We start from the raw sequence: 20,672 nt of genomic DNA on the forward strand, positions 1-20,672 counted from the left end.
CAGCCAGTTCGCCGCACCGTCGTGGGCCCGGAGGATGTCGTGAGCGACACACAGACCTTGATCGAGAACCGTCCGCCCTCCGTGGCGCATCTCTTCCTGGAGCGCGTGGCGGCCACGCCGGATGCCGAGGCCTACCGCTACCCCGTCCCAGCCGCCTCCGGCGAAGGTCCCGACGAGTGGCGGACGCTCAGCTGGGCGCAGGCCGCCGACCGCGTCAACGCCATCGCGGCGGGCCTGATCGAGCTCGGTCTCCAGCCCGAGGAGCGCGTCGCCCTCGCCTCGTCCACGCGGGTCGAGTGGATCCTCGCCGACCTCGGCATCATGTGCGCGGGCGCGGCCACCACGACCGTCTACCCGCAGACCAACGCCGAGGAGTCGGCGTACATCCTGGCCGACTCCGGCAGCCGCGTGCTGATCGCCGAGGACGCCGCGCAGCTCGCCAAGGCGCGCGAGAAGCGGGCCGAGCTGCCCGAGCTGCGGCACGTCGTGGTGCTCGACGCACAGGGCGCGGGGCCGGTCGACGGCGACCCCGAGGGCTGGGTGCTCACGCTCGCCGATCTGGAGGCCCGCGGCGCCGCGCACCTGGAGAAGAACCCCGAGCTGATCAAGGAGCGGATCGCGGCGATCACCGCCGACCAGCTCGCCACGATCATCTACACCTCCGGCACCACGGGCCGCCCCAAGGGCGTGCGTCTGCCGCAGGACAACTGGTCGTACATGGCCAAGGCCATCGCGGCGACCGGCCTGCTCGGGCCCGACGACGTGCAGTACCTGTGGCTGCCGCTCGCGCACGTCTTCGGCAAGGTGCTGACCTCCGGACAGATCGAGCTCGGGCACGTCACCGCGGTCGACGGCCGCGTGGACAAGATCATCGAGAATCTGCCGGTGGTGCAGCCGACGTACATGGCCGCCGTGCCCCGCATCTTCGAGAAGGTCTACAACGGCGTGGCCGCCAGGGCGCGGGCCGGTGGCGGCGCCAAGTACAAGATCTTCCTGTGGGCCGCCGAGGTCTCCCGGGAGTACGCGAAGGCCAGCCAGGACAACTTCCGCAGGACCGGCACCGCCTCGGTGCCCTTCGGGCTCGGCGCCAAGCACAAGGTCGCCGACGCGCTCGTCTACTCCAAGCTCCGCGAGGCGTTCGGCGGGCGGCTGCGCGCGGCGGTGTCCGGCTCGGCGGCCCTCGCCCCCGAGATCGGCTACTTCTTCGCCGGCGCCGGCATCCACATCCTTGAGGGGTACGGCCTGACGGAGTCCTCCGCGGCCTCCTTCGTGAACCCCGGAGAGGCCTACCGCACCGGCACCGTCGGCAAGCCGCTGCCCGGCACCGAGGTGCGCATCGCGGACGACGGCGAGATCCTGCTGCGCGGCCCCGGCATCATGGAGGGCTACCACGGGCTGCCCGAGAAGACCGCCGAGGTCCTGGAGAGCGACGGCTGGTTCCACACCGGTGACATCGGCGAGCTCTCCGTCGACGGCTATCTGCGGATCACCGACCGCAAGAAGGACCTGATCAAGACGTCCGGCGGCAAGTACATCGCGCCCGCCGAGGTCGAGGGGCAGTTCAAGGCGGTCTGTCCGTACGTCTCCAACATCCTGGTGCACGGCGCCGACCGTAACTTCTGCACCGCGCTGATCTCCCTCGACGAGCCCGCCATCCTCGGCTGGGCCGAGGAGAACGGCCAGGGCGGCAAGTCCTACGCCGAGGTGTGCGCGGACCCCGCGACGGTCGCGCTCATCGAGGGGTACGTGAAGCAGCTGAACGAAGGCCTGCAGCGCTGGCAGACCATCAAGAAGTTCCGGCTCCTGCCGCGCGACCTGGACGTCGAGCACGGCGAGCTGACGCCCAGCCTGAAGCTGAAGCGTCCGGTCGTCGAGCGGGAGTACAAGCACCTCATCGAGGACATGTACGCCGGATCGCGCGAGGCCTGATCAGCGGGATCCGGTGGCGTTCGTACGCGGACGGGGCGTCCGGTCTAGACGACCCGTCCGCGGCGCATTTCCTGGACGAGTTCCTCCATGTGCGTGACGTGGTGGCGCAGTTCGAGGACGTCCTTGAGGCTGCTCGCGGCCATGTGGGACTCGATCGCCGACAGGCGCGCGGCCAGCTCGTCGAACTGCTGCTGCTCGCGGAGCAGTATCCGCTCCAACTGCTGGTTCTTGCGGTGCAGTTCGAGGAAGACCGTGACCTTGGCGCGCAGCACCCACGGGTCGAAGGGCTTGGTGAGGTAGTCCGCGGCGCCCGTCGCGTAGCCGCGGAAGGCATAGCCCGCGTCGTTGTCGGTGCCCGTCAGGAAGATGATGGGCACGTCCTTGGTCTGGTCGAGGCGCTTGATGTTCGATGCGGTCTCGAAGCCGTCCATGCCGGGCATCCGGACGTCCAGGAGGATCACGGCGAATCGTTGCCGCAGGAGGGCCTTCATGGCTTCCTCGCCCGAACGGGCTCGGACCAACGGCTCGTTCAGCGATCCGAGGACCGCTTCGAGAGCCATCAGGTTGTCCTCCATGTCGTCGACAAGGAGGATGCTCGCGCGATGGTCGATGATGGACTCTGCGCTCATGGTCACGGTGCCTCACTCAGTCGCCGGCGGCGGAACAGGACTTTCTCCCTGAGCACTTGTCTGTTCCGCCGCGACGGATGCTGAATCGGTGGAGGTGGAGATAGGGGCGGACGGTGAGTTCGGGGAGGTGTTCTGCTCCTCGGCGGCCGCGCCCTCGGGGTCGAGGAGGGAGCAGACGGCGCCGAGCAACTGGTCCACGTCCACGGGTTTCGGAACGTAGTCGGTCGCGCCCTGCGAGATGGCCTTCTCGCGGTCTCCGGGCATGGCCTTGGCGGTGAGGGCGACGATGGGCAGGCCCCGCCAGCGGGGGCTGCGACGGATCGCGGCCATCGTCTCGTACCCGTCCATCTCCGGCATCATGATGTCCATCAGGACGATGTCGACGTCGGGGTTGCGCTCCAGCGTCTCGATGCCCTCGCGGCCGTTCTCCGCGTACAGGACGGGCATGCCGACACGGCTGAGCACATGGGTCAGGGCGAAGACGTTGCGGATGTCGTCGTCGACGATGAGCACCCGGCGGCCCGGCAGTATGCGCCCCGCCTTGCCCTGCTTCCACTCCTCCAGCTTGGTGGGGGTGGGCCAGCTGTCGTCCGGTTCGAGTGCGGTGTGCGGCCGCAGGGCGGCGTGTTCGATCGGTTCGGGGAGGTGCTGGGTGCGCGAGGCCGCGTACGCGATGGCGGCCGCGCCGTGGCCGGGGTGCACGACCGGGACGTACAGCGAGAAGGTCGAGCCCTGGCTCGGGCGGCTCTCCGCGGTGATGCGGCCGCCGAGCAGGCCGGCGATCTCCCGGCTGATGGAGAGGCCGAGGCCGGTGCCGCCGTACTTCCGGTTGGTCGTGCCGTCGGCCTGCTGGAACGCCTCGAAGATCACCGGGAGTTGCTCGGACGGGATGCCGATCCCGGTGTCGCTGACGGCGAAGCAGAGCAGGTCGTCGTGGTCGTGCAGCAGCCGGTCGGCCGAGGCGGTCTTCACCCGGCTGACGCGCAGCTCGATGCTGCCCGCCGAGGTGAACTTGACCGCGTTCGACAGGAGGTTGCGCAGGATCTGCTGGAGCCGCTGCTCGTCGGTGAACATCTCGCGCGGCACGTCCTCGCCGACCGCCACGTCGAAGGCGAGCCCGCGGTCGAGGGTGAGCGGCCGGAACGTCGCGTGGACGTAGTCGAGGACCTTGATGAGCGGGAGCTTCTTGGGGCGTACGTCCATGCGGCCCGCCTCGATCTTCGACAGGTCCAGGATGTCGTTGATCAGCTGGAGCAGGTCGGAGCCGGAGCGGTGGATCGTCGTCGCGAACTGCACCTCCTGGTCGGAGAGGTGGTTGTCGGGGTTGTCGGAGAGCAGCCGGGCCAGGATCAGCAGGGAGTTGAGCGGCGTGCGCAGCTCGTGCGACATGTTCGCCAGGAACTCCGACTTGTACTGGGAGCTCGTCGCGAGCAGGGCCGCCTTCTCCTCCAGCTCCGCGTTCGAGCGGCGCAGCTCGGCCTGCTGGCGCTGGAGCTCGTCCGAGCGCTCCTGGAGCTGGGTGGCCAGGCGCTGGGACTCGCCGAGCAGCGACTCCGTACGGGAGTTGGCGATGATGGTGTTGATCGCGACGCCGATGGTGTTCACGAACTGGTCGAAGAACGCCAGGTGGACGTCGGAGAAGCGGGAGAACGTGGCCAGCTCGATCACGCCGAGCAGTTTGTCCTCGAAGAGGATCGGGATGATGACGACCGTGGCGGGCGCCGCGTCGCCGAGCCCCGAGTGGATCTTGATGTAGTCCGGCGGGACCTCCTCGACCAGGATGCGCTTCTTCTCCAGCGCGGCCTGGCGGACCAGGCCCTGCGCGGGCATGCCGCCGGTGTCGACGACCGAGCCCTGGGCCGCGCCGTAGCCCGCGATGAACGCGAGGCCCTTCGCGGTGACCTGGGTGGGCGCGGGGCCCTCGGCGGTGTCCGGGTCGGCCAGGAAGAAGGCGCCGTACTGGGCGTTCACCAACGGGGTCAGCTCGCGCAGGATCAGGTCGGCGACCTCCATCAGGTCGCGGTGGCCCTGCATCAGGCCGGCCAGGCGGGCGAGGTTGGACTCCAGCCAGTCCTTGGCGCGGGTGGTCTCACGGAGGTTGGAGACCATGAGGTTGATGTTGTCCTTGAGCTCGGACACCTCGCCGCGCGTCTCGACCGTGATGGCGCGGGTCATGTCGCCCTGCGCCACGGCGGAGGCGACCTCGGCGATGGCGCGGACCTGGGTGGTGAGGTTCAGCGCAAGCTCGTTCACGTTCGTCGTCAGGCGCTTCCACGTGCCGTACACGCCCTCGACCCGGGCCTGGCCGCCCAACTGGCCCTCGGAGCCCACCTCGCGGGCCACGCGGGTCACCTCGGAGGAGAACGAGGAGAGCGTGTCCACCATGGTGTTGATGGTGGTCTTCAGCTCCAGGATCTCGCCGCGCGCGTCCACGTCGATCTTCTTGGAGAGGTCGCCCTGGGCCACGGCGGTGGCCACCTGCGCGATGTTGCGGACCTGCCCGGTGAGGTTGTCCGCCATGTAGTTGACGTTGTCGGTGAGGTCCTTCCAGACGCCCGAGACGCCCAGGACCTGCGCGCGGCCGCCGAGCCTGCCGTCCGTGCCCACCTCGCGGGCCACGCGCGTGACCTCGTCGGCGAAGGCGCGCAGCTGCTCCACCATCGTGTTGACGGTGTCCTTCAGCTCCAGGATCTCGCCGCGCGCCGTGACCGTGATCATCTTGGAGAGGTCGCCGTTGGCGACGGCGGTGGTGACCTGGGCGATGTTGCGGACCTGCGAGGTGAGGTTCGAGGCCATGAAGTTGACGTTGTCGGTGAGGTCCTTCCAGACGCCCGAGACGCCGCGGACCTGGGCCTGGCCGCCGAGGTTTCCCTCGGTGCCGACCTCGCGGGCGACGCGGGTGACCTCGTCGGCGAACGCGGAGAGCTGGTCCACCATCGTGTTGATGGTCGACTTCAGCTCCAGGATCTCGCCCTTCGCCTCGACCGTGATCTTCTTGCCGAGGTCGCCCTGGGCGACGGCCGTCGACACCAGCGCGATGTTGCGGACCTGCGAAGTGAGGTTGTCCGCCATGAAGTTGACGTTGTCGGTGAGGTCCTTCCAGACGCCCGAGACGCCGCGGACCTGAGCGCGCCCGCCGAGGTTTCCCTCGGTGCCGACCTCGCGGGCGACGCGGGTGACCTCGTCGGCGAACGCGGAGAGCTGGTCCACCATCGTGTTCACCGTCGACTTCAGCTCCAGGATCTCGCCCCGGGCGTCGACGGTGATCTTCTGGCTCAGGTCGCCGTTGGCGACGGCGGTGGTGACCTGGGCGATGTTGCGGACCTGCGAAGTGAGGTTCGAGGCCATGAAGTTGACGTTGTCGGTGAGGTCCTTCCACACGCCCGACACCCCGCGTGCCTGCGCGCGCCCGCCGAGCTGGCCCTCCGTACCCACCTCGCGCGCCACGCGGGTCACCTCGGCGGCGAACGCGGAGAGCTGCTCCACCATCGTGTTCACGGTGAGCTTCAGTTCGAGGAGCTCGCCCGTCGCTTCGACGGTGACCGTGCGGGTCAGGTCGCCCTGCGCCACCGCCGTCGTCACCAGGGCGATGTCGCGCACCTGGGCGGTGAGCCGCGCCGCCATCGTGTTCACGGCCTCGGTCACGTCCCGCCAACTGCCCGACAGGCCCCGCACCTTGGCGCGACCGCCGAGCCGCCCCTCCGTGCCGACCTCGCGGGCGACGCGCGTGACCTCGCCCGTGAAGAGGGACAGCTGGTCGACCATCGTGTTGACCGCGCGGCCGAGCCGGCGTAAGTCGCCGCGGAGTTCACGGGTGCCGTCGTGCAGGTCGACACGCTGCGTGAGGTCGCCGCCCGCGACCGCGTTGAGCACCCGGGTGGCGTTGGCTGCCGGGGCCACCAGGGAGTCGAGGAGGGTGTTGACCTCCGTGACGCGGGCCGCCCATCTTCCCTGGCCCGGGCTGGCGGCGAACCGTTCGTCCAGACGGCCGTGCCGGATGATCTCCCGGCGTACGCGCACGAGTTCGCCGTCGAAGTGGAGGGAACGGTCCAGCATCTCGTTGAAGACCGTGTACAGCTCCGCCGTCAGGCCGTCGCCGACCGGCGCGACCTTGGTGAAGTCCCCGTCCCGCGCGGCCCGCATGGCGGCGAGAAGAGGGCGCAGCTGGGCGGCGGTCGGTTCCATGCCGAAGTCGCTTCGGGCTTCGGCGCCGGCCTTCCGTGCGGGGGCCGGAATCCGGCCGCGTCCGACCACGGGCATAGCACTGTTCTCACTCATAACGGCCCACTTCAGTAACTCGGTGCTTATGGGCATGGTCAGTCTGTCACTCTGTGGGTGTCGCCTGAGGCGTATTCGCCCGAACTGCTCAGGAGCCGCACCGTGGGGTCCATTCCGATGCAACGGGAGACCGATTTTCGCGCCTCCGCCACAACCCCGGACCGACCCGGGCCGCCGGCGGTGGTGCGCACCTCGCTGCCCGGAAACCCGATGGCCCCCGCCGCGGCCCGAAGATTCGTGCGCGCGGCGCTCGCCGACTGGACCGAACTGGGCGTCCCCGCGGCCGCGGGGATCACCGACCGCCTGGCCGACGACTCGGTGCTGCTGGTCAGCGAGTTGGTGACGAACGCCGTGGTGCACGCGGGCACCACCGTCGAGCTGCTGTGCCGCCTGGACGAGGCGGAGCCCGGCGAGAGTACGGAAACGCTTGTCCTGGAGGTGTCCGACCACCACCCCTCCCGTGCCGTCCGCAGCGACCAGGGCCAGCCCTCGACCGGCACTCCCGAGTATGGCCGCGGACTGCACCTCGTCGCGACCCTCTCGGAGTCCTGGGGCATCACCTACCGCACCGGGACCAAGACCGTCTGGGCCCGGCTGCCCGTCGAGGGGGTCCAGGCCGGCCAGGAGATCGAGTCGTACGCGAACGACCAGGCGCTCCAGCGCGGACTGCGCGCCGCCGAATTGCTCGCGCCGCTGCCCAAGCGGGTCACGCACGACACGGAATGGGTCAACCGCGGCGCGCTGAGCTTCCTGGCGGAGGCCTCCGACCTGCTGGCCGGGCAGTTCGACGTGGACCTGGTGGCCGCGCTCGCCGGGCAGTTGCTCGTGCCGCGCCTCGCGGACTGGTGCGCGGTGTGGTTCGACGACGACGCGTCGGAGGGGTCGGGGCGCGGCGTGGACGACGCCCAGGGCACCCGGCTCGCCCGCGTCTGGCACACCAGCGAGCACCGGATAGAGGAGCTGCGGCGCGTCCTGGAGAAGGAGCCGCCCCGGCTGCCCGCCGCGGCGGGCTCGGGGGCCGTCCCCGTGCCCTGGCCCGGCGAGGCGCTGGCCGGCGAGCCGTCCGGCACGGCGCTCGCGTACCGGCTGGTCGCGGGCGGACGGGCGCTCGGCACGCTCGTCATCGGCCGGGCCGGACTGGCCCGCTTCCCCGACGAGGTCACCGGTCTCATCGAGGACTTCAGCCGCCGCGTCGCCCTCGCGATCAGCACCGCCCGCCGCTATCAGCGACAGGCCAACATCAGCCAGATCCTCCAGCGCGGGCTGCTGCCCAGCAAGGTCGCCGAGATCCCCGGCGTGGAGAGCGGTGTGGTGTACGAGCCGCGGGACAAGGGCGGGCCCGGCGGCGACTTCTACGACGTGTTCCAGGCGGGCGACGGCCGCTGGTGCTTCGCGCTCGGCGACGTCCAGGGCAAGGGCCCCGAGGCGGCGGTCGTCATCGGGCTCGCCCGGCCCTGGCTGCGGCTGCTGGCCCGCGAGGGCTACCAGGTCGCGGAGGTCCTCGACCGTCTCAACCAGCTCCTCCTGGACGACGCCACCGAGGCGGCGGACGCGGCGGCGGCGGTCGTCGCGGTGGCGGGCGGCCAGGGAGTCCCGCAGGAGGGCTCCACCTCGCGCTTCCTCTCGCTCCTGTACGGGGAGCTGGAGCCGTACGAAGGGGGCGTGCGCTGCACGATCGCGAGCGCCGGGCATCCGCTGCCGCTGCTGCTCTCGCCCGAGGGCAAGGTACGGGAGGCGGCGACCCCGCAGGTGCTGCTCGGGGTCGTCGAGGACGAGACGTACACGAGCGAGACCTTCGAGCTGCGGGCCGGCGAGACGTTGCTGTGCGTGACGGACGGGGTGACCGAGCGGCGCTCGGGGCGGCTCCAGTTCGACGACGGGGAGGGGCTCGCGCGGGCGCTCGCCGGGTGCGCGGGACTGGACGCGGGGCTGGTGGCGGAGCGGATCCGGCGGCTCGTGCACGAGTTCTCGGAGCGGCCGCCGGACGACGATCTGGCGCTGCTGGTGCTCCAGGCGAGGTGAGCGGGGCGCTCGGCGGTGCGTGGCAGGCTCCCGGTGGCGCACCGGGGCTTCCGGCCGTGCGCCGAGGGGTTCGCGCGGTGCGGGACAATCGAGGACATGCCTTCCGCACTGCCCGATGGTGAGCCCATGCCCGAGGACGGGGCGCTGCCCGCGTCCGCCCTGGACGGCGCGGCCTCCCGCCCGCTCGGCTTCTACCTGCACGTCCCGTACTGCGCCACGCGCTGCGGCTACTGCGACTTCAACACCTACACCGCGACCGAGCTGCGCGGCTCCGGCGGTGTGCTCGCCTCGCGCGACAACTACGCGGAGACCCTGGTCGACGAGGTGCGGCTCGCGCGGAAGGTCCTCGGGGACGACCCGCGGCCCGTGCGGACCGTGTTCGTCGGGGGCGGTACGCCGACGCTGCTCGCCGCGCGCGATCTGGTGCGGATGCTGGCGGCCGTGCGGGACGAGTTCGGGCTCGCACAGGACGCGGAGATCACGACCGAGGCCAATCCGGAGTCGGTCGACACCGCGTATCTGAGCGAGCTGCGGGAGGGCGGGTTCAACCGTGTCTCCTTCGGCATGCAGAGCGCGCGGCAGCACGTCCTGAAGGTGCTCGACCGTACGCATACGCCGGGACGGCCCGAGGCGTGCGTGGCCGAGGCGCGGGCGGCGGGGTTCGACCACGTGAACCTCGACCTGATCTACGGCACGCCGGGGGAGTCCGACGACGACTGGCGGGCCTCGCTGGACGCGGCGATCGGGGCGGGGCCCGACCATGTCAGCGCCTACGCGCTGATCGTCGAGGAGGGCACGCAGCTGGCCCGGCGCATCCGGCGCGGGGAGGTGCCGATGACCGACGACGACGTCCACGCGGACCGGTACCTGATCGCGGACGAGGTGCTGGGGAGTGCGGGCTTCGACTGGTACGAGGTGTCCAACTGGGCCACCTCCGAGGCCGGGCGGTGCCTGCACAACGAGCTGTACTGGCGGGGGGCGGACTGGTGGGGGGCCGGGCCGGGGGCCCACAGTCACGTGGGCGGCGTGCGGTGGTGGAACGTCAAGCATCCCGGGGCGTATGCGGGGGCGCTGGCGGAGGGGCGGTCGCCCGGGGCCGGGCGGGAGGTCCTGGCGGACGAGGACCGGCGGGTCGAGCGGGTCCTGCTGGAGCTTCGGCTGCGGGAGGGGTGCCCGTTGTCTCTCCTCAGGGAGGAGGGGCTGTCCTCTGCTCGCCGGGCGCTGGCGGACGGCCTGCTGGAACCCGGCCCCTACGAGGCGGGGCGGGCGGTTCTCACCCTGCGGGGCCGGCTCCTCGCGGACGCGGTGGTCCGCGACCTGGTCGACTGACCCCTGCCGGGTCGGGCGCCCCCTTCACGGTGCCCCGCCCCGGGGCTGACACCCGCCTGCGCCGGGGCGGGTGCCTCCTTCATCGCCGCCCGGCACGGTCCGGCTGCGCCGGGGCTGGAGCCACACTTCTCGCTGCCCGGCACCGGGGGCTGTGCCCACCCGTTCCGCCCTGCGGAACGCCTGCCCACAGCGGGGGCGGACTGCCGCCCACCGCGGGGACCAGCGGCCCGCCCCCACCGGGCCGCACGCGCCCGACCGGCCTGAGGGGACGTGGGGGTATGTGCGAACGGAGCACTGAGCGGGCGATGGCGTCTTTGGGCTTGGGGCGGGGCGCAGGGATGGCGAGTACGCACATACCCCCGCGGCCCCGCCCCACAGGCGAAGCGACCGCGCGTCGTCCGAGGCGCCCCCGCCAGGGCAGGTCAGGGAAGCGTCACGAAGTCGATCAGTTCTTCCACTCTGCCCAGGAGGGACGGTTCCAGGTCCTTGTACGTGTGGACCGAGGACAGGATGTGCTGCCAGGCCGCGCCCGTGTTCTCGGGCCAGCCAAGCGCCCGGCACACGCCCGTCTTCCAGTCCTGGCCCCTGGGGACCCGGGGCCACGCCGTGATGCCCACGGAGGACGGCTTCACGGCCTCCCAGACGTCGATGTAGGGGTGGCCGACCACCAGGGCGTGGTCGCTGGTGACCTCCGCCGCGATGCGGGACTCCTTCGAGCCGGGGACCAGGTGGTCGACGAGGACGCCGAGGCGCGCGTCCGGCCCCGGCGCGAACTCCGCGACGATCGCGGGGAGGTCGTCGATGCCCTCCAGGTACTCCACGACGACGCCCTCGATGCGCAGGTCGTCGCCCCAGACCCGCTCGACCAGCTCGGCGTCGTGCCGTCCCTCGACGTAGATGCGTCCGGCGCGGGCGACCCGGGCCCGCGCGCCGGGCACGGCCACCGAGCCGGACGCGGTGCGGGTGGGACGCGGCGGAGGCGCCGTCGCCACCGCGGAGGGGCGGACCAGCGTGACCGTACGCCCTTCGAGGAGGAAGCCCCGTGGCTCCATGGGGAAGACCCGGTGCTTGCCGAAGCGGTCCTCCAGCGTCACCGTCGGCCCCTGCGCCGTCTTCTCGCAGCGGATCACCGCTCCGCAGAACCCGGTGCTCAGCTCCTCGACCACGAGGCCGGCGTCCGCCGCCACCTCGGGCACGGACTTCGGCTTCTTCCAAGGGGGCGTGAGGTCGGCGGAGTACTGGCGCATTCTGCCGACGATAGGAAGATCGGCCCCGGTCGGGGCTACGACACGCCGAAGCGGGCGGCAAGCGCCGCACGCTGCGCACGGACAAAAGCCGCATCCACTACCGAGCCGTGCCCCGGCACGTAGAGCGCGTCCTCGCCGCCGAGGTCCAGGAGCCGGTCGAGCGCCGCCGGCCAGTGCCGGGGCGCCGCGTCCGGCCCCGCCTGCGGTTCGCCCGACTCCTCGACGAGGTCGCCGCAGAAGACGATCTCCCGCCCGCCGTCGCCGTCGCGCACCAGGACCACGAGGTCGTGGCCCGTGTGCCCGGGGCCGACGTTGGCCAGGAGCACCTGCGTGCCGCCGCCGAGGTCGAGCGTCCACTCCCCGCACACCAGGTGGTGCGGGTGGACGAGGAGGTCGGCGGCCTCCGCCGCCGCGTCCGCGGCCAGACCGTGCCGCACCGCGTCCGCGCGCAGCTCGTCGCGGCCGTCGGCGAGGACCGTGTCGATGCCCACCGCGCCGTACACCTCCACGCCCGCGAACGCCGCCGCCCCGAGGACGTGGTCGAAGTGCGGGTGCGTGAGGGCGAGGTGGGTGACCCTGCGGTCGCCGCCGAGGATCCGCCGGGCCTGCGTGCGCAGGGCCGCGCCCTCGGCCAGGCTCGCGCCCGCCTCGATCATGAGGGCGGCGCCGTCACCGACGACGAGCCCCGCCGTGCAGTCCCAGACCGGCAGACGGCACCGTCCCACCCGCGGTGCGAGCCGTTCCCAGCCCGCCTGTTCCCATGCCGGCGTCACGTCCATACGGTGACGCTAGCCGCTGCGCCGCACGTCGGCAGCCGCTGCCGTACACGTCGGCATGACTTAGGGGGGTCCGGCCTTGCCCGGTCCGTACCTCACGGCCGTACACTGACCTTTTGAAAGGCTGGCACTCGCCCGTGGTGAGTGCCAGGCGGGGGGCTCGGGGGACACCGGAGCCCGTCGTGAACGACGGAGACAGCTGGAGGTGTGCGCGATGCTCAGTGAACGCAGGCTCGAAGTGCTGCGCGCCATCGTCCACGACTATGTGGGCACGGAGGAGCCCGTCGGCTCCAAGGCGCTCACCGAGCGGCACCGGCTCGGTGTCTCTCCGGCCACCGTCCGCAACGACATGGCGGCGCTGGAGGAGGAAGGGTTCATCGCCCAGCCCCACACCAGTGCGGGGCGCATTCCGACGGACAAGGGCTACCGGCTCTTCGTCGACAAGCTCGCCGGCGTCAAGCCGATGACCGCGCCCGAGCGCCGGGCCATCCAGAACTTCCTCGACGGCGCCGTCGACCTCGACGACGTCGTGGGGCGCACGGTGCGCCTGCTCGCGCAGTTGACGCGGCAGGTCGCCGTCGTGCAGTACCCCTCGCTGACCCGTTCGACGGTGCGGCACGTGGAGCTGCTCTCGCTGGCTCCCGCGCGGCTGATGCTCGTGCTGATCACGGACACCGGCCGGGTCGAGCAGCGCATGATCGACTGCCCGGCGCCGTTCGGCGAGACGGCGCTCGCGGACCTGCGGGCGCGGCTCAACAGCCGGGTCGCGGCCCGCCGCTTCGCGGATGTGCCGCAGCTCGTGCAGGACCTGCCCGAGGCATTCGAGACCGAGGACCGGGGTACGGTCTCCACCGTCCTCTCCACCCTCCTCGAAACCCTCGTGGAGGAGACCGAGGAGCGGCTGATGATCGGCGGAACCGCCAATCTCACCCGCTTCGGACATGACTTTCCCCTCACCATCAGGCCCGTCCTGGAAGCTCTGGAGGAGCAGGTCGTGCTCCTCAAGTTGCTTGGTGAGGTGCAGGATTCGGGTATGGCCGTACGGATCGGTCATGAGAACGCCCATGAGGGACTCAGCTCCACGTCCGTGGTCTCGGTCGGCTACGGTTCGGGCAGCGAGGCAGTCGCCAAGCTGGGCGTGGTCGGACCGACCCGCATGGACTATCCGGGAACGATGGGAGCAGTACGCGCAGTGGCACGTTACGTCGGACAGATCCTGGCGGAGTCGTAAGTGGCCACGGACTACTACGCCGTACTCGGCGTGCGCCGCGACGCTTCCCAGGACGAAATCAAGAAGGCCTTCCGGAGGCTGGCGCGTGAGCTTCACCCGGATGTGAATCCGGATCCGAAGACTCAGGAGCGCTTCAAGGAGATCAACGCCGCGTACGAGGTGTTGTCGGACCCGCAGAAGAAGCAGGTCTACGACCTCGGCGGCGACCCCCTGTCCCAGGCGGGCGGCGGCCAGGGCGCGGGCGGCTTCGGCGCCGGCGGCTTCGGCAACTTCTCCGACATCATGGACGCGTTCTTCGGGACGGCGTCGCAGCGGGGGCCGCGGTCGCGCACGCGCCGGGGCCAGGACGCCATGATCCGGCTGGAGATCGACCTCGACGAGGCCGCCTTCGGGACCACCAAGGACATCCAGGTCGACACGGCCGTCGTCTGCACGACGTGCAGTGGTGAGGGCGCCGCTCCCGGCACCTCCGCCCAGACGTGCGACATGTGCCGCGGTCGCGGTGAGGTGTCGCAGGTCACGCGGTCCTTCCTCGGCCAGGTCATGACCTCGCGGCCGTGCCCGCAGTGCCAGGGCTTCGGCACGGTCGTGCCGACCCCGTGCCCGGAGTGCGCCGGTGACGGCCGCATCCGGTCGCGGCGGACGCTGACCGTGAAGATCCCCGCCGGTGTCGACAACGGCACGCGGATCCAGCTCGCGGGCGAGGGCGAGGTCGGCCCCGGCGGCGGTCCCGCCGGTGACCTCTACGTCGAGATCCACGAGCTGCCGCACGAGGTCTTCCAGCGGCGCGGCGACGACCTGCACTGCACCGTCACCATCCCGATGACCGCGGCGGCGCTCGGCACGAAGGTGCCGCTGAAGACGCTCGACGGCATGGAGGAGGTCGACATCCGTCCCGGTACGCAGTCCGGGCAGTCGATCCCGCTGCACGGCCGCGGTGTGACGCATCTGCGGGGCGGCGGGCGCGGTGACCTCATCGTGCACGTCGAGGTCCTCACGCCGACCAAGCTCGACCCGGAGCAGGAGCGGGTGCTGCGGGAGCTGGCGAAGATGCGGGGCGAGGAGCGGCCCACGGGGCAGTTCCAGCCCGGTCAGCAGGGACTCTTCTCGCGCCTCAAGGACGCGTTCAACGGGCGGTAGCGCCCGGCACGGCGGGGCACCCCCCTCTCGGGGGTGCCCCGCCGTCGTATGCCCGGAAGGGGTGATTCGGCCGGGGCGGGAGGACGTGGCACGATGCGGTCATGTCCTCCGCACTGACCGATCTCTGCCGCCACCCGATCGTGCAGGCCCCCATGGCGGGCGGCGCGTCCGGCCCGCAGCTGGCCGCCGCCGTCTCCGAGGCCGGCGGGCTCGGGTTCCTCGCCGCCGGTTACAAGACCGCCGACGGGATGTACCAGGAGATCAAACAGCTGCGGTCGCTGACCTCGCGGCCCTTCGGCGTCAACCTCTTCATGCCGCAGCCCGAGTACGCGGACACCGCCGCCGTCGAGGTCTACCGCAACCAGCTCGCCGGCGAGGCCACCTGGTACGAGACGGAGCTCGGCGACCCGGACAGCGGGCGCGACGACGGGTACGACGCCAAGCTGGCGATCCTGCTCGACGACCCCGTGCCGGTCGTCTCCTTCACCTTCGGGTGCCCCACCCGCGACGTCCTCGACTCCTTCGCGCGGGCCGGCACCCTCACCGTCGTCACCGTCACCACCCCCGAGGAGGCGCAGACCGCCCAGTGGTCGGGCGCCGACGCCGTGTGCGTCCAGGGCATCGAGGCGGGCGGACACCAGGGCACCCACAAGGACAACCCGGAGACCGACGGCGCCGGGATCGGGCTGCTCTCCCTGATCACGCAGGTCCGCGAGACCGTGCAGATCCCCCTCGTCGCCACCGGCGGGCTGATGCGCGGCGCGCAGATCGCCGCCGTCCTCGCGGCCGGCGCCGACGCGGCGCAGCTCGGCACCGCCTTCCTCGTCACCCCCGAGTCGGGCGCCAACGCCCTGCACAAGCAGGCCATGACCAACCCGCTCTTCGTGCGGACCGAGCTGACCCGCGCCTTCTCCGGGCGCCCCGCGCGCGGCCTCGTCAACCGCTTCATGCGCGAGCACGGCCCCTACGCGCCCGCCGCCTACCCCCAGGTCCACCACCTCACCAGCGGGCTGCGCAAGGCCGCGGCGAAGGCCGGTGACGCGCAGGCCATGGCGCTGTGGGCCGGGCAGGGGCACCGGCTCGCCCGGGAGCTGCCCGCGGGACGGCTCGTGGAGGTCCTGGTGGCCGAACTCGCCGAGGCCAAGGCGTCGTCGGCCGCGGAGGGCGCCGCGTGACCGCCCCGGTCTTCGTCGTCGACCACTTCGACGCGGGCGCCGGCGGACGGTACGTGGTGGACGGCCCCGAGGGGCGGCACGCCGTCTCGGTGAAGCGGCTGCGCGCCGGTGAGGACGTCGTGCTGACCGACGGCGCCGGGCGCTGGGCGGACTGCGTGGTCCTCGGCACCGAGGGCAAGGACCGGCTGATCGTGCAGATGGACTCCGTGGCCGAGGAGCCCGAGGAGTCGCCGCGGATCACCGTCGTGCAGGCGCTGCCCAAGGGCGACCGCGGTGAACTGGCCGTGGAGACCATGACGGAGACCGGCGTGGACGCCGTCGTGCCGTGGACCGCCTCGCGCTGCATCACGCAGTGGAAGGGCGACCGCGGCCTCAAGGCCCTCGGCAAGTGGCGGGCCACCGCGCGCGAGGCGGGCAAGCAGTCGCGCCGGGTCCGCTTCCCCGAGGTGGCCGAGGCCGCTTCGACCAAGCAGGTCGCCGCCCTGCTCGCGGACGCCGACTTCGCGGCCGTCCTGCACGAGGAGGGCAGCGAGCCGCTGGCGACGGCCGAACTGCCCGAGTCCGGGCACATCGTGCTGGTGGTCGGGCCCGAAGGGGGCGTGTCCCCCGAGGAGTTGGCGGCGTTCGCCGAGGCGGGCGCGCGGCCCTACCGGCTGGGTCCCAGCGTGCTGCGCACCTCGACCGCGGGCACGGCGGCGACGGCGCTGCTTCTCGGCCGTACGGGCCGCTGGAGCTGACCGCGCCGGGGCCCGCGCCCCGCCCGGCAGGGCCGCTTTCGGACGTCCGGGTGCGGGCGCCGGACAAGTGGACACAGGACGCAATCCGGTCTACCGCACGGGGGTTCGCGGTGGCACGCTGCCGCCTATGGGGGCATTAAGGCGCATACGACGCCGCTCGACACACCGCCCGGGCAAGCGCCCGGCGCACGGTCCGCCGTCGCGTACGCGCGGGCGGCGACTGGTTCTCGCGGTCTCGGTCGCGGCCGCCGCCGCGCTCGGGGCCACCGCGTGCGACCCCGTGGACGGTCAGATCAACACCTCCGCGGTCGCGATCACCACCGACGAGGCGGGCACCAAGGAGCTGGAGCGGCAGGGCGTCGACGTGTCCTGGCTCAGCTGCACCGCCGCCTTCGAGGACAGAGTCACGCCGCACACCGGGTCGGCGACCTCCGACCCGGTCGTCAAGGTGGACTGCCAGGGCGAGACCTCCGACGGCACGGACATCACCATCAAGGGCCGGGTGTACTCCGTCGTGGACGGGGCCTGCGTGCGCGGCAACCTCACCGCCAGGGTCGGCAACAAGGAGTGGTTCCGCGTCGACGTCCTCGGCGACTGCGCCGCGGGCGACGACGACGGCTCCGGCAACGGAGGCACAGGGAACGGGGGCAATGGCAACGGCGGGAACGGCAACGGCGGGAACGGCGGCGGAGGCCAGCCCTCCCAGGAGCCCTCGCACGAAGAGCCCCAGCCCGGTCCCACCACGACCGTCACGGTGACCGCGCCTCCGGAGCACCAGCCCCAGCCGACCTGCGACTGCGTCCCCGGAAAGTGAGCGGGCACCCCGCGCGGACGGCCCGGGAGCAAGTGATCCAAACCGGTGTCGGCCCGCGCGGAGCCTGCTTAGGCTGGGCGATGTGACACAGACTGCGTACCTTCGTTTCCCGCACGTTCACGGCGAGTTGGCGACGTTCACGGCTGAGGACGACGTCTGGGTCGCGCCCCTCGACGGGGGCCGCGCCTGGCGGGTCAGCGCCGACAACATGCCCGTGAACCACCCCAGGATCTCCCCGGACGGCACGACCGTCGCCTGGACGTCCACCCGCGACGGAGCGCCCGAGGTGCACATCGCGCCGCTGGACGGCGGCCCCTCCACGCGGCTGACGTACTGGGGCGATCCGAAGGCCGCCGTGCGCGGCTGGACGCCCGACGGGCAGGTCCTCGCGATCAGCGCCCAGGGCCAGGCCTCGCTGCGCCGCACCTGGGCGCGGTCCGTCCCGCTCGACGGCGGACCCGCGGCCACGTTGCCGTACGGCATGGTCGGCGACGTCGCGCACGGGCCCGACGGGCAGGTCCTGCTGCTGTCCGCGCCGATGGGCCGCGAGGCCGCCTGGTGGAAGCGGTACCGGGGCGGCACCGCGGGCAAGCTGTGGATCCGGCGGTCCGACGGGGACGACGAGGCCGGTTTCGTACGCGTCCACGCGGAGCTCGACGGGAACATCGAGTACCCGCTCTGGGTGGGGGAGCGCATCGCCTTCCTCTCCGACCACGAAGGCGTCGGGGCCCTGTACTCCTCGCTGCCCGACGGCTCCGACCTGCGCGGGCACACGCCGCTCGACGGCTTCTACGCCCGGCACGCCGCCACCGACGGCACCCGCGTCGTCTACGCCTGCGCCGGTGAACTGTGGATCCTGGACGACCTGTCGGGAGCCGAGCCGCGCCGGCTCGACGTCCGGCTCGGCGGGCAGCGCACCGACCTCCAGCCGCACCCCGTGACCGCCGCCCGCTGGTTCGGCGCCGCGGCCCCCGACCACACCGGACGCGGCAGCGCCGTCTCCGTGCGCGGCTCCGTGCACTGGGTCACGCACCGCGAGGGCCCCGCCCGCGCCCTCGCCGCCCGGCACGGCGTGCGCGCCCGGCTGCCCCGCACCTTCCGCGTCCAGGGCGAGGAACACGTCGTGTGGGTCACCGACGCCGAGGGCGACGAGGCCCTGGAGTTCGCCCCCGCCACCGGCCCCGCGCCCGGCGCGACGCCCCGCAGGCTCGCCGCGGGCCAGCTCGGCCGGGTCCTGTCGCTCGCCGTCGCGCCGGACGGCTCCCGGGCCGCGGTCGCCTCGCACGACGGCCGCGTCCTGCTCGTCGAGCGCGAGAGCGGCGAGGTGCGCGAGGTCGACCGCAGCGAGGACGGCGAGGCCACCGGCCTGGTCTTCTCGCCCGACTCGGCGTGGCTGGCCTGGTCGCACCCCGGGCCGCGCCCGCTGCGCCAGCTCAGACTCGCCAACACCGCCGACCTCTCGGTGTCCGAGGCGACCCCGCTGCGCTTTCGTGACTACGCGCCCGCGTTCACGCTCGACGGCAAGCACCTCGCGTTCCTCTCCGCGCGCGCCTTCGACCCGGTCTACGACGAGCACGTCTTCGACCTGGCCTTCGTCGGCGGCTCGCGGCCCCACCTGATCACGCTCGCCGCGACCACCCCGTCGCCGTTCGGACCGCAGCGCCACGGCCGGCCCTTCGACGCGCAGGACGGCCCCGGCGCCGAGACCCCCGACAGCGAGGGCGCCCCCGTCACCCGCATCGACTTCGACGGACTCGCCGACCGGATCGTGCCGTTCCCGGTCGAGGCCGCCCGCTACACCACGCTGCGTGCCGCCAAGGACGGGCTGCTCTGGCTGCGCCACCCGGTGCGCGGCGTGCTCGGCGCCTCCCGCGCCACCCCGAACGACCCGGAGCCGAGGACCGAGCTGGAGCGGTACGACTTCGCGCAGCGCCGCGTCGAGGAACTGGCCGCGGACGCCGACCACTTCGCGGTCACCGGCGACGGCAAGCGGGTCCTGCTGTGGACCGACGGCAAGCTGAAGGTCGTGCCCAGCGACCGGCGGGCCTCCGGCGACGACGACAGCGATTCGAACATCACCGTCGACCTCTCCCGGGTCCGCCACACCGTCGACCCGGCCGCCGAGTGGCGCCAGATGTACGACGAGACGGGCCGCCTGATGCGGGACAACTTCTGGCGGCCCGACATGGGCGGCGTCGACTGGGACGCCGTCCTGGAGCGCTACCGCCCCGTCCTGGCCCGCGTCGCCACCCACGACGACCTCGTCGACCTGCTCTGGGAGGTCCAGGGCGAGCTGGGCACCTCCCACGCGTACGTCGTCTCCGGCGGCGGGGGCGGCGCGCACCGCCAGGGCCTGCTCGGCGCGGACCTCTCGCGCGGCGAGGACGGCCTGTGGCGCATCGACCGGATCCTCCCCTCGGAGACCTCCGACCCGTCCGCGCAGTCGCCGCTGGCGGCGCCCGGCGTCGCGGTCCGCCCCGGCGACGCGGTCATCGAGGTCAACGGCCGGCCCGTCGACCCGGTCACCGGACCGGGACCGCAGCTCGTGGGCACCGCGGGCAAGCCCGTGGAGCTGACCGTCTCGCCGTCGGGCGGCGGCGACCCCCGGCACGCCGTGGTGATCCCCGTCGACGACGAGGAGCCGCTGCGCTACCACGCCTGGGTCGCCGACCGGCGGGCGTACGTCCACGAGCGCTCGGGCGGCCGCCTCGGCTATCTCCACGTGCCCGACATGCAGGCGCCCGGCTGGGCGCAGATCCACCGCGACCTGCGCATCGAGGTCGCCCGCGAGGGCCTGGTCGTCGATGTCCGGGAGAACCGCGGCGGGCACACCTCGCAGCTCGTCGTGGAGAAGCTGGCGCGCCGCATCGTCGGCTGGGACCTGCCCCGCGGCTCGCGCGCCCTCAGCTACCCCATGGACGCGCCGCGCGGCCCGGTCGTCGCCGTCGCCAACGAGTTCTCCGGCTCCGACGGCGACATCGTCAACGCCGCGATCAGGGCGCTCGGCATCGGGCCCGTGGTGGGCACGCGCACCTGGGGCGGCGTCGTCGGCATCGACAGCCGCTACCGGCTGGTCGACGGGACGCTGGTGACGCAGCCCAAGTACGGGTTCTGGATGGAGGGCCAGGAGTGGGGCGTCGAGAACCACGGCGTCGACCCGGACGTCGAGGTCGTCATCACGCCGGAGGACCACGCGGCGGGCCGTGACCCGCAGTTGGACGAGGCGGTCCGCATCGCGCTGGCCGCGCTCGCGGAGCACCCGGCGAAGGCCGCGCCCCCGGTGCCCGGCTCGGAGTGAGCCCCGCGGGCGCTGCGCCGCGGTGACCTTCCCCCGGTCACCGCGGCGCGGGCCGATAGCATGCCGA

The 20,672-nt window shown here is 72.4% G+C and carries 13 protein-coding genes; 9 read left to right on the top strand and 4 right to left on the bottom strand.

Annotated features, from left to right (window positions below):
- Positions 1–39: 39 nt before the first annotated feature.
- Entirely contained in the window at positions 40–1,929 is a 1,890-nt protein-coding gene (locus AB0L89_RS01530; RefSeq protein WP_365132479.1) for a long-chain fatty acid--CoA ligase, read from the top strand.
- Between the two features lie 44 nt (positions 1,930–1,973).
- Here AB0L89_RS01530 and AB0L89_RS01535 read toward each other — a convergent pair whose 3' ends face one another.
- Complete coding sequence (locus tag AB0L89_RS01535; protein WP_365132481.1) at positions 1,974–2,558, bottom strand: response regulator; 585 nt, start codon at positions 2,556–2,558, stop codon at positions 1,974–1,976.
- Positions 2,559–2,570: 12 nt separating this feature from the next.
- Positions 2,571–6,701, bottom strand: coding sequence for a HAMP domain-containing protein (locus AB0L89_RS01540; protein ID WP_365133917.1), 4,131 nt, complete (start codon positions 6,699–6,701; stop codon positions 2,571–2,573).
- 345 nt (positions 6,702–7,046) lie between these two features.
- On the opposite strand from AB0L89_RS01540, the gene AB0L89_RS01545 reads away from it, so the two are divergent.
- Both AB0L89_RS01545 and hemW read left to right on the top strand, forming a co-directional pair.
- On the top strand, positions 7,047–8,858 hold the full coding sequence (locus AB0L89_RS01545; protein ID WP_365132484.1) for a SpoIIE family protein phosphatase: 1,812 nt from the start codon (positions 7,047–7,049) through the stop codon (positions 8,856–8,858).
- A 96-nt stretch (positions 8,859–8,954) separates the two neighbouring features.
- Positions 8,955–10,187, top strand: coding sequence for a radical SAM family heme chaperone HemW (gene hemW / locus AB0L89_RS01550; protein WP_365132487.1), 1,233 nt, complete (start codon positions 8,955–8,957; stop codon positions 10,185–10,187).
- 422 nt (positions 10,188–10,609) lie between these two features.
- Here hemW and AB0L89_RS01555 read toward each other — a convergent pair whose 3' ends face one another.
- Both AB0L89_RS01555 and AB0L89_RS01560 read right to left on the bottom strand, forming a co-directional pair.
- Entirely contained in the window at positions 10,610–11,434 is an 825-nt protein-coding gene (locus AB0L89_RS01555) for a DUF3097 domain-containing protein (RefSeq protein WP_365132490.1), read from the bottom strand.
- A 35-nt stretch (positions 11,435–11,469) separates the two neighbouring features.
- Positions 11,470–12,207 (bottom strand): MBL fold metallo-hydrolase, encoded by a 738-nt coding sequence (locus AB0L89_RS01560; protein WP_365133920.1) that lies wholly within the window; start codon positions 12,205–12,207, stop codon positions 11,470–11,472.
- A 217-nt stretch (positions 12,208–12,424) separates the two neighbouring features.
- Here AB0L89_RS01560 and hrcA point away from each other — a divergent pair, with 217 nt between their 5' ends.
- The 6 genes from hrcA (at position 12,425) to AB0L89_RS01590 (ending at position 20,605) form a co-directional block, all read left to right on the top strand.
- On the top strand, positions 12,425–13,441 hold the full coding sequence (gene hrcA, locus AB0L89_RS01565; RefSeq protein ID WP_365132493.1) for a heat-inducible transcriptional repressor HrcA: 1,017 nt from the start codon (positions 12,425–12,427) through the stop codon (positions 13,439–13,441).
- A complete protein-coding gene (gene dnaJ, locus AB0L89_RS01570) occupies positions 13,442–14,581 on the top strand; it encodes a molecular chaperone DnaJ (protein WP_365132496.1) in 1,140 nt (379 codons plus the stop codon). It abuts the gene before it with no gap.
- 101 nt (positions 14,582–14,682) lie between these two features.
- Positions 14,683–15,756, top strand: a complete 1,074-nt coding sequence (locus tag AB0L89_RS01575; protein ID WP_365132499.1) for a nitronate monooxygenase — start codon at positions 14,683–14,685, stop codon at positions 15,754–15,756.
- Complete coding sequence (locus tag AB0L89_RS01580; RefSeq protein ID WP_365132502.1) at positions 15,753–16,493, top strand: 16S rRNA (uracil(1498)-N(3))-methyltransferase; 741 nt, start codon at positions 15,753–15,755, stop codon at positions 16,491–16,493. Before AB0L89_RS01575 ends, AB0L89_RS01580 begins: the two co-directional genes overlap by 4 nt.
- A 280-nt stretch (positions 16,494–16,773) precedes the next feature.
- Entirely contained in the window at positions 16,774–17,307 is a 534-nt protein-coding gene (locus tag AB0L89_RS01585) for a hypothetical protein (protein WP_365132505.1), read from the top strand.
- A gap of 73 nt (positions 17,308–17,380) precedes the next feature.
- Positions 17,381–20,605: a S41 family peptidase gene (locus AB0L89_RS01590; RefSeq protein ID WP_365133923.1), complete on the top strand. Its 3,225-nt coding sequence runs from the start codon at positions 17,381–17,383 to the stop codon at positions 20,603–20,605.
- Positions 20,606–20,672: the final 67 nt, after the last annotated feature.

It is taken from the genome of Streptomyces sp. NPDC052114, assembly GCF_040680155.1.
Taxonomy (GTDB): domain Bacteria; phylum Actinomycetota; class Actinomycetes; order Streptomycetales; family Streptomycetaceae; genus Streptomyces.